Origin of the sequence: Bacillus sp. AP50, assembly GCF_040492675.1 — a bacterium.
Lineage (GTDB): Bacteria > Bacillota > Bacilli > Bacillales > Bacillaceae_G > Bacillus_A > Bacillus_A cereus.
In genome coordinates, this window is the sequence record NZ_JBEUTW010000021.1 from 1 (window position 1) to 9,461 (window position 9,461).

The window sequence follows — 9,461 nt, forward strand, 5'->3', positions numbered from 1 at the left end:
CGGTTAATACGGGATAAAATAAAAGTGTGCAGCAGAAATTGTAGACTTAGTTCTCAAAATTCACATTTAGTATTTTCATTTTTTCCATTTAAACAATTCTTCTCTTCCTACAACAGAAAAGTGTCTATATCATTTAATATAGACACTTTTTTCATGTATAACTTTATATTTATTACTGACCTACAAATGTAAAAATTTCATCAACAGCTTCCTTATATCCACCCGATGTTCGGAATGATTCCTTCAAATTCAAAGCAGCCTCTTTATATGAAGGGTTATTTAAAATTAACTCCACACTTTCACGCAATTTCTCCACGGTTAATTCATTCATATGTAATTGAACTCCTGCTCCAAGACTCTCCACTTGCTTTGCAATTGCTGGCTGATCTGCACTTTGCGGTATTACAACGAGCGGAACCCCGTTATATAATCCTTCATGCGTACTGTTCATCCCGCCGTGTGTAATAAATAGTTTCGTATAAGTAAGCAGTTCGGTTTGAGGCACATAGTTTTTCACAATGAAGTTTTTAGGGATTTCGCCTAGATCACTTATTTTTGTTTTATTACCAATAGACATAACAATTGTATGCTCACTATTCTCAAAGGCCTTCATACACAGTTTATAAAAGTCAATCGCTTCATTAAAAACAGTACCTAATGAAATATAAATCGGACTTTTTTCTTCAATTGAAGTAAAATCAACGTCTCTGTTTTTCATTTGTGCAGAGATAGATGGTCCTACAAATTTATATGTTTCATCAAACGTATCACCAAAAGGCTGAAACTCCTTAATTGTATACACAATAGTAAGAGGTGCAGGATTACAGAAAACTTCATACGATGATTTTATTTCAACACCATATTTTTCAGCAATTCCCTTCGTTAAGTTTTGAAAATCATTCTGTATTTTATCATGAATTTCTACTGGGATATTTTTTGACAGATGACCTAACATTTGCTCAAAGGATTTTTCATCCTGCGCAAAAGATGTGCATGAATTTATGGCTGGAAGTTTAAGAATTTGAGCAATTAAATGGCCACAACCAAACATAGAATCATGAATCATGTAATCAAAATGTTCACCTTCAATTTGTTCTAGAACGCTAGATATTACAATATCCGCTGTATGTAGAAGGCCGTTTATTCTTTCCTGTAAATAATTTCTGCCTCCAGATAGAAACGCTTTTATAAATTTTTGATCATCAATCGTTCGTACAGTAGCACCTGTCTTCTCAATCCGATCCCTGAAAGCTTCTATTGAAAAATAAACGACCTCTTCACCACGAGAAATCAATTCTTCTACAACTTGTAAAGTTGGATTTATATGTCCTTCTGATCCAGCGTTAATAAATAAAACACGCGCCATAATAAACACTCCTTACGTTAAATCGTTTCTATGTTGGCAAGAGTACGGATTTTCTCCATACTCTTTTCTTAGTTGTTCGTAGCATGTTCCTACTAAATTGACCTAGCGAGTCTAAAACCGAGATCATCTATATGAAATGTAGGATGGCTTCGACGACGACAAGTAGCGCCGCACCCTCTCGCTGTTTCAGCCCAACTACCACCACGAAAAATGCGATATGATCCGTACACTGTTTCATCATACAAATCATAACACCATTCCCAAACGTTCCCTAGCATATCATAAAGTCCCCATGCATTCGGTTCTTTTTGGCCAACGTCATGAATCTCTCCATTTGAATTTTCATTATACCACGCTATATCATGAAGTTTCCCGTATGTATATCCGGTTGTACTTGCTTTACATGCATATTGCCACTCTGCCTCACATGGTAATCGGTAGCCATTTGAATCTAAATTACATTTCACAATTTGACCACCATCACTAATAGAATAATATTCTTTTAATCCCGCTTTTTTTGAAAGTACATTACAAAACGCAATGGCATCGTTCCATGAAATATTGACAACTGGTTTATGATTTTTATCAAAATTATTTAATGGACTATTTGTAATAGCATCATATAGTTCCATTGTTACAGCATACTTCGCAAGAAGAAATGGTTGAATTTGCACTAGCCATTCTTTTTTTATTCGATCATCTCTTAATACTACCTCTCCAGCTGGAATATTTACCATTAATGAATCGATTGTTTGAATTAAATCATTAGTCATTTTCTATTCCTCCAAACGTTCATTTTATATGAATTTATAGTCATATACTCATTACAAAATACAATTTTCAAAAAGCGTTAAATTTTTCATAATAAAAAACGATTAGTTTAATTAAACTAATCGGTAAGATCCAAAAAGAATTGTTGTGTCACATTGTATTATTATATGTGCTCTAAAAATTTCCGAACCTCATTTGGAGATTTTAAAACAATAACCTTTTTCTCTTCGGACAATTGCTCTAACCCTTTTAAAATTGTAGGTCGTTTAGCATTAGGATATTTCCATATCCATTTAAAAAATTGCAAATCAAATCTTTCTTCACATCCCGCGCCCATATCTGGTCTTGTTTTATTCCGGTATTTTACAATTCTTTTAAACGCACGATAAATACAAATTGTTCTATGAATATCAAGGAAGATAATTGTATCAGCTGCATTCAGTCTGATATCCATCGTCCCGCCATAATTCCCATCAATAATCCACTTCTCATCTTTAATTAAGTTATTTTGAACTGCTATTTGTTCTTCTCTCGGACACCTTCCCAATTCGGTTTCCAAAATAATGCATCAAGATGATGCACCTTAATATTTAATTTATTTCCTAACTGCCTTGCTAATGTAGATTTTCCTGAACCACCAGAACCAATTAATATTATTTTTTTCATACCTTTACGATACATTCTATAACTTCTTCAATAGCTTCCTTATTAGCAAAAATCCAGAAGAACATTTCTTCATTTAACTTTAATAAATCTGGTAACTGGACAAAATAAGCAATAAAGATAATTTGAATTGAAAGCATAACATACCAAATAGCTTTTAGTTCTTCTTTCGTTAAATCATTTTGTTTATAATAACCTTCAAAGACTTTGCTAACAATATGTAACCATTTTCCTCTTAATCTTTCATCACTAAATAGCTCGCTTAATACACTTGTACAGCAATAACATAAATCAAATATTTTTACATTATTTTCTAAAATCTCAAAATCTATAAACCCTTCCAGTTTATCATCTTTAAAGATTACATTTGATAGATGCATATCACGATGAATAATTTGTCTCGGTAATGGATGGACCGTTTCCTTGAAAGCTGCGTGCATTCGCTCCATCTTTTGAATTACTTCTCGATGAACATGCTCATTCTTTTCTAAAATCGGTATAGTCCATTCAAATACCATCTTATATAAATCTGTTTTTATTAACTCATGGTCACTATTCACCGAATGTAATGCTTTGTGCAGATTAGCTATTTCTTCTCCAATTGTACTTGCTAGCCTTTCCAGCTTATTCGTATCTTTTATTTCTAAAACACTTCCGGCAACATACTCATATAAGCAATAATATTTTTCTTTATATAATACATATTGTTCATCATTTTCTGTCTTTACTACTCTCTGTACTTTAATTCCCTTTTCATACAGTTGCTTCAAAACATCGAATTCAACTAGAAGTTGCTTTATCGATCCCGTTCTCTTTAAAATGTACTCTTTATTCTTGCATAAAACCTTCGCTACTTTTGGTTGCATTACAGTAGCTGTGACATGTTCATTTCGAAACCAAAGCTTTGCAATTTCCAGTGCTTGTTCCATTTACAAATACCCCTTTTACAATTCTTATTTCTTCCGAAAAATAACCTCACACAGTATTCCCACTCCAACACCAATTGTATAAGCCACTACATCACTCCACAAAAAACTGTCTCCCAACACGAGTCCCCCCAAAGTCGTTGCACGAATGCTATCTATCCATTCCGCATGATACAATTGGCTCGCTTCAATCCCGTAGCAAAACATTAAACTAATAAAAGCCAACTTCTTCGTCTCTGTTTTAGGAAACAAAAATCCAAAGCCAGTGAAAATCATTAATGCCCATAATGCATCACCTAAATAATCATTTAATAGATGTGGTAGTGCAAAAGCAAACTTTCTTGAGCTAAGACCTAAAATAATAACAACTATAGTAAATAGTGCATATACTACTCTATTTCGTTTCGTATTCATTTTAAAGTCTCCTAATATGTAATGTAAAACTGTAAATAGCTAGTAAAACAAAGTTATTTTACTAGCTATTTATTGATTGCTTTTATGATAAGAAAATGTGGATTCATATTTAAATAATGATATGATTTTTCGCTTACTTCTTTCATTTTTTCAATTGCCTTCGGTTCCACTATCTCTTCTAATACAAAATAATTTGTAGTTTCATTTAGTATGTCTTGTAATGATCTTCTAAAAAACTTGACTTCAATAGTAATATTCGGTTTAACCCAAGTATCTATTAATAACTGTTTTTCAAAATAATTTTCACATGGAAACTTTGTGAAATCCATAAAAGGATGATGAATAGAATAAATAAGTTCTCCACCTGGCTTCAATACACGACAAAATTCTTGAAATACTTGATTCCAATTTTCTATATAATGAAGAGTTAATGAACTTACAATCACATCATACGTATTATCTTCAAATGGCAATGTTTCTTGCAGATCATGACAAAGGAACGTCGCTTCTTCTCCTATATTTTCTTTTGCTGCTTTTACCATTTCAGGACTTACATCAATTGCTGTAACATTTGCTCCTCTTCCTATGAATTGAGAAGTATACCATCCAGCTGCACATCCAGCATCTAATATCTTTTTTCCTTCTAGTTCCTTTGGAATAAGCTCCATCATCGCCGGTCTTTCATAATAACTGTTATATGGATTTGCGAAATCTAGATTTTCTTTATATGTACTCGCTAATTTATCATACGTATCTTTAATCGAATCTTTCATTACACACACTCCTAATACATATTAATCCATTAACTCCTGCTGCTTTTTCTTTGAAAATGATTGTAGTACTAAATCATACGACCAATCAATCATTTTATTAATTTGCTCCTGCTCTATACCCTTATGAATATAAACGGTATTCCAATGTTTTTTATTCATATGATACCCTGGAATAATTGTTTCTGGATAATCTTCTCTTATTCTTAATGCGACTTCTGGATCACACTTCAATGTAATCGCAGCCTTTTCACCTTCTTCATGATTTACTATCGCAAATATTTTATTATTAAGCCTCATACATGTTGCACTCCAGCCATCTGGAGAATCTTCTGTCGCTTTTCTTTTCGATAAACAGTACGCTCTTGTTGCATTCATTTTAATTGGCACCTCTTATTCTTTCCCTGTTTGATTACGATGCATCACAATTTGCTTCGTTGCTTGAAATTGCTGCTCACCGTAAAACTTTATTAGCTTCTCTCCGCAAAATAGACTAACAATATCAATATGAGATATTTCTCGAAGTAATATTGTAAGCATTTTCTCTCCAATACCTTTATTTCTTACATTCTCATGTACGACAACATCTTCAATGTATGCTCGAAAAACACCATCAGAAACGACTCTAGCAAATCCAACTAATTCATTTTCTTCCCATACTCCAATGGCTATACTATTCTTTAACATTTTTTCAATATCGACTTCTTTTCTTTCTGGCCACCAACCGACAGAATCATAAAGCTTCTTAATTTTTTCTGCACAGATTGGTTGTTCTTGTTGCAATTTATACGTGTACATATGCTTTCTCCCATCAATCAGTATACATAATATTATTATAATCTCTTTTCAAAAAAGTGCTGACTATGACCTTTTGGATGATCTTCAACGATACCATACTCTCGGTAACCGTGCTTTTTATAAAATTCTGGCGCTTGAAAACTAAATGAATCTAGCAATATTAATCTGCACCCTTTTCCCTTCGCAATTTCTTCAATTTTATGTAACAGTTGACTACCATAACCGTCATGACGAACTGATTTATCAACCCATAAAAAGTCGATATGAAGATGATAAAAATACATCGTACCTGTTACACCACCAAATATTTTTCCTTCTTCATTTTTTACTACGAGGCTTACTTTTTCCATCGGCTGTTTTACTTCATCTGTTAAGATGGACATATTATATTGAATGACTTTATTTTTAATGTATTCTCCTTCAATACGTGTACCGTTCTCTATATGTTTCATATACATTGCTTCCTTTCAACTTAGTAAGCTACATTTTATTTTTCCCCTTTAAAATACTAATCAAAACGAATCCACCATATGTAACAAAGCATGAAAAGCCAATTATCCCTGGTACAGAGACATAGCCTACCCTTATGTAATTTATAACTGCAAAACAAGCGATAGACAATAAAATAGATGGCCAAAATATAACAGCTATTTTTCTTCGCCCTCGTTTCGATGTACTTTCTTTCTCTTCAGAAACACGTGTGCCAAAAAGCAATACAATACAAATAAGGATCGCTGCAAAGTAAATTGTATCTAATGACAAATTGTGATCATATAGGGCGATTCCAACTTCAAGAGCAATAATCGTTAAAATTAAAATAATGATTGTTAAAGTCTTTAAGTTTCTTTTCAATCGCTCACTCCTAGCATGCTTTCACTATATTCTTTGTATATGTACTTTAAAACTACTGCAAAAGCTTCATCTACCTCTTTATTTTCACGGCGATTCGGTAAATCTTTTCCCCCAATCACATAAAGAAGTGGAAATTCGTTAAACATTCCTATTATACCAATATTTATTGTAGCTGTGAGTAATCCACCTGTCATATGAGTTATATGATAATATGGAATTTCTTCATACTCTCCTTGCTGTCTTACCATGCCGCTAATAATTGGTTCCCATAATTCTGGTTCTGATTTATAACCTTGAAAGGTTTGTATGAAAAGGGCAAGAACTTCACTTAATTCTCCAACATTTTTCTCATCTCTAGCATTCTCTTGTATATGAATTTTTGAAAAGTACGTTTGTGCGTACATTTTCACAGCATCCCATCCACCACAGTGCATTACAACTGACTGTGCAACGTAACTATCATGACAAGCAATCATTACCTCTACCGCTTGACTAAGTGTTAAAGAAGTTCTTCCTTGTAAATGCGGATATAACTGCGCACTATCTTCATGTGGATTAAATTTAATGTAATGAAGTATATCATTCCAATTATGTTTATTTTCCTTCACCATTTGCGTTACTACAAATCCAATGACTAATTTTGCTGCTGATGCTAACGGAATATTTAATTCACTATTATACGAAGCAACTATACGATTATTTTTTGTAGAATAAATTGCCATTCCCACATAATTAGATTGTACCTCTTTTATTTTATTTATAACAGTTTCCATTTCTATCCCTCTTTTTATATCGTTATATTAACTTCTAATATTTCAACATTGAATGTAAAAAACCTTTTCATTAGCTATTAAAATAAGAAAAAGGTAGCATGAATTTTTTCTTGCTACCGAAAAATATTTATTCTTCTATAGGATTTTCAGGACCGTTAAGTTCCAGCTGATAAAAAGCTAAATCTAGCCATTTATTAAACTTATAACCAGCTTTTTTTATTGTTCCTGCATGAACAAATCCATAGTTTTGATGCAAGGCAATACTTTTCTCATTCTCTGCATCAATTCCAGCAATTAAAGTCATATACTCTCTTTCCTTTGCAATTTTGATTAATTCTTTCATTAATGAAGACCCAATGCCATTTTTTCTATATGCCTTATCTACATACACAGAATGTTCAACTGAATATTTATAAGCAGGCCACGCTCTAAATGGGCCGAATGTCGCAAATCCTACTACTTTATTATCTAATTCATATACGATAATTGGATACTCTTCAGCCTTTTTTTGTTCATACCAATCTATTCTATTTTCAAGGGTTACAGGTTTATACGCATATACAGCTGTTGTATAAAGTATCGCATCGTTATAAATATCTAAAATGTATGCTAAATCTTTTTTCGTTGCTTCCCTTATCATTATTTTCTTCCTTTCATCATGTTCACCTTATTTTACTATCTTTTTAATAGTTTTATTTTATCGAAATTTCCGATTTTTATCTACATACGAATACTAGCTTTTCGGAAACCATCAAATATATTTATTGCAGCAGATAACATGTAGAAGAAAATTCCTCCCCCAATGAGCCACGTTTTAAACTCCTCTGAGGAAATAGTAAATGCATTTGCCAAATACGTAATAAACCCTGCGTTAAATACATGTGGATTTACTACAATTACAATGAATACTATCGTCCCAGCTATTTGAAGAATAGCATTCCCAATCGCCAATCTTTGCGTCCATTGTCCCTGCACTAATTTATAAAGGGATATACATATTTCAAAAACGATCATAATTACAACGATTGGCCAGTACTGCAATAAAACATCTTGATTAAAAGTTGGCGAGACAAACTTCAGTCCATTTGCCGTACCGTTATATACGCCAACAAGATAATTCGCATAAAAGTAAAGTGTAGCCCAAACTGCTGTCCACATTAAACCTCCAAAAACTTCAAACTTCGAGATTGCTTTTTTCTTTGGGATATACGAGATGTTTTTCAAATCATCTGGTGTCCATTTTTTTAAACTTGTCGTCAACGGCTCGATACCTTTGTCTTTATCTGTTCTTTCTAAAATAACAAACACAACTGTCAACCAGAAAAATACATGGAGGCCCACTTCAAAAATTTCCCCAATGCCTTTACCTATCAATTGTAAAATAACATTTAATACCGCTTGATCACCACTATAGCCTATAAAATTTTCTGCAACCATTGATATGAGTGCAATGACAGCTGCGATTGGTATAATCATTTTTAACAACGTTGTATATACATCAAAATAACGTGGTCCAATTAAATGCATCGGTCTATCCAAATAACCATTAGCCAATGAAACCGGACTCCCCAATTTTTCGAGAACGCTCTTTACATCTTTCTCATTATAATCTTCAGGTAACATATCATCTATAGTTGACCTTAGTTCAAGTGTAATATCTTCACGATTTTTTTCAGGTAATCTCTTCGCAACCTCTTGGATATAGAGATCAATTAAATTCATTCTCTTCCTCCTCCTTTAATAAGTTATAAAGTTCTTTCGAATCCTTTATCCATTCTTTTTTCAACTGCAAAAATATTTCTAATCCATAATCACTTAAAACATAATACTTACGAGGTCTACTCTCCGTTTTATCCCAACTACTCGTCACTAATTCCTGCTTTTCTAATCGGCGAAGTAGTGGATATAAAGTACTTTGATCAATTGTAACCCCTGATTGCTCTAATAACTGGACAAGTGAATATCCGTACTGCGGCGTTCTTAATTGACTTAAAACAGCTAACGTTAATGTCCCTCTTCTTAACTCAGTAATTAACGAATTTAATAAAGTATCCATTCACTCACCTCATTTCCATTACTATATGTCATACAGTATGTGTTTTATACTATGTATCGTACAGTATTAATG

General features: G+C 32.9%; 13 protein-coding genes and 1 pseudogene. All 14 read right to left on the reverse strand.

Features of this window, described 5'->3' with window-relative positions:
- Positions 1-172 precede the first annotated feature (172 nt).
- Positions 173-1,366, reverse strand: coding sequence for a macrolide family glycosyltransferase (locus ABWK52_RS02540; RefSeq protein ID WP_000124885.1), 1,194 nt, complete (start codon positions 1,364-1,366; stop codon positions 173-175).
- A gap of 92 nt (positions 1,367-1,458) precedes the next feature.
- Entirely contained in the window at positions 1,459-2,139 is a 681-nt protein-coding gene (locus ABWK52_RS02545; RefSeq protein ID WP_000180359.1) for a formylglycine-generating enzyme family protein, read from the reverse strand.
- A gap of 161 nt (positions 2,140-2,300) precedes the next feature.
- A pseudogene (locus ABWK52_RS02550) lies at positions 2,301-2,803 on the reverse strand (DNA topology modulation protein).
- Positions 2,800-3,729, reverse strand: coding sequence for a phosphotransferase enzyme family protein (locus tag ABWK52_RS02555; RefSeq protein WP_058839747.1), 930 nt, complete (start codon positions 3,727-3,729; stop codon positions 2,800-2,802). Before ABWK52_RS02555 ends, ABWK52_RS02550 begins: the two are co-directional and overlap by 4 nt.
- 24 nt (positions 3,730-3,753) lie before the next feature.
- Positions 3,754-4,140, reverse strand: coding sequence for a DUF2809 domain-containing protein (locus tag ABWK52_RS02560; protein WP_098541918.1), 387 nt, complete (start codon positions 4,138-4,140; stop codon positions 3,754-3,756).
- Positions 4,141-4,205: 65 nt separating this feature from the next.
- Positions 4,206-4,913: a class I SAM-dependent methyltransferase gene (locus ABWK52_RS02565; RefSeq protein WP_098541920.1), complete on the reverse strand. Its 708-nt coding sequence runs from the start codon at positions 4,911-4,913 to the stop codon at positions 4,206-4,208.
- A 21-nt stretch (positions 4,914-4,934) separates the two neighbouring features.
- Positions 4,935-5,288, reverse strand: a complete 354-nt coding sequence (locus ABWK52_RS02570) for an MmcQ/YjbR family DNA-binding protein (protein WP_000994622.1) — start codon at positions 5,286-5,288, stop codon at positions 4,935-4,937.
- A 15-nt stretch (positions 5,289-5,303) separates the two neighbouring features.
- Complete coding sequence (locus ABWK52_RS02575; protein WP_000288969.1) at positions 5,304-5,708, reverse strand: GNAT family N-acetyltransferase; 405 nt, start codon at positions 5,706-5,708, stop codon at positions 5,304-5,306.
- Between the two features lie 35 nt (positions 5,709-5,743).
- Complete coding sequence (locus ABWK52_RS02580) at positions 5,744-6,160, reverse strand: GNAT family N-acetyltransferase (protein ID WP_058839746.1); 417 nt, start codon at positions 6,158-6,160, stop codon at positions 5,744-5,746.
- Positions 6,161-6,188: 28 nt separating this feature from the next.
- Entirely contained in the window at positions 6,189-6,560 is a 372-nt protein-coding gene (locus tag ABWK52_RS02585) for a hypothetical protein (protein ID WP_000827981.1), read from the reverse strand.
- Positions 6,557-7,333 (reverse strand): serine hydrolase, encoded by a 777-nt coding sequence (locus tag ABWK52_RS02590; RefSeq protein ID WP_000450752.1) that lies wholly within the window; start codon positions 7,331-7,333, stop codon positions 6,557-6,559. Before ABWK52_RS02590 ends, ABWK52_RS02585 begins: the two co-directional genes overlap by 4 nt.
- Positions 7,334-7,460: 127 nt before the next feature.
- The gene (locus ABWK52_RS02595) at positions 7,461-7,973 is read right to left on the reverse strand and encodes a GNAT family N-acetyltransferase (protein WP_000617511.1); all 513 of its coding nucleotides are present in this window, start codon (positions 7,971-7,973) and stop codon (positions 7,461-7,463) included.
- A gap of 80 nt (positions 7,974-8,053) precedes the next feature.
- Positions 8,054-9,055 carry an HAAS signaling domain-containing protein gene (locus tag ABWK52_RS02600; protein WP_098541922.1) on the reverse strand — a complete coding sequence of 334 codons (1,002 nt, stop codon included), beginning with the start codon at positions 9,053-9,055 and terminating at the stop codon, positions 8,054-8,056.
- Positions 9,042-9,389, reverse strand: a complete 348-nt coding sequence (locus ABWK52_RS02605; RefSeq protein ID WP_000380301.1) for a PadR family transcriptional regulator — start codon at positions 9,387-9,389, stop codon at positions 9,042-9,044. Before ABWK52_RS02605 ends, ABWK52_RS02600 begins: the two co-directional genes overlap by 14 nt.
- Positions 9,390-9,461 lie beyond the last annotated feature (72 nt).

Excerpts from the sequence above, each read along its gene's own strand:
- ABWK52_RS02595 (WP_000617511.1), bottom strand. The coding sequence starts at position 7,973 with ATGATAAGGGAAGCAACGAAAAAAGATTTAGCATACATTTTAGATATT.
- ABWK52_RS02605 (WP_000380301.1), bottom strand. The coding sequence starts at position 9,389 with ATGGATACTTTATTAAATTCGTTAATTACTGAGTTAAGAAGAGGGACA.
- ABWK52_RS02565 (WP_098541920.1), bottom strand. The coding sequence starts at position 4,913 with ATGAAAGATTCGATTAAAGATACGTATGATAAATTAGCGAGTACATAT.
- ABWK52_RS02555 (WP_058839747.1), bottom strand. The coding sequence starts at position 3,729 with ATGGAACAAGCACTGGAAATTGCAAAGCTTTGGTTTCGAAATGAACAT.
- ABWK52_RS02590 (WP_000450752.1), bottom strand. The coding sequence starts at position 7,333 with ATGGAAACTGTTATAAATAAAATAAAAGAGGTACAATCTAATTATGTG.
- ABWK52_RS02545 (WP_000180359.1), bottom strand. The coding sequence starts at position 2,139 with ATGACTAATGATTTAATTCAAACAATCGATTCATTAATGGTAAATATT.
- ABWK52_RS02540 (WP_000124885.1), bottom strand. The coding sequence starts at position 1,366 with ATGGCGCGTGTTTTATTTATTAACGCTGGATCAGAAGGACATATAAAT.
- ABWK52_RS02560 (WP_098541918.1), bottom strand. The coding sequence starts at position 4,140 with ATGAATACGAAACGAAATAGAGTAGTATATGCACTATTTACTATAGTT.
- ABWK52_RS02600 (WP_098541922.1), bottom strand. The coding sequence starts at position 9,055 with ATGAATTTAATTGATCTCTATATCCAAGAGGTTGCGAAGAGATTACCT.
- ABWK52_RS02570 (WP_000994622.1), bottom strand. The coding sequence starts at position 5,288 with ATGAATGCAACAAGAGCGTACTGTTTATCGAAAAGAAAAGCGACAGAA.
- ABWK52_RS02580 (WP_058839746.1), bottom strand. The coding sequence starts at position 6,160 with ATGAAACATATAGAGAACGGTACACGTATTGAAGGAGAATACATTAAA.
- ABWK52_RS02575 (WP_000288969.1), bottom strand. The coding sequence starts at position 5,708 with ATGTACACGTATAAATTGCAACAAGAACAACCAATCTGTGCAGAAAAA.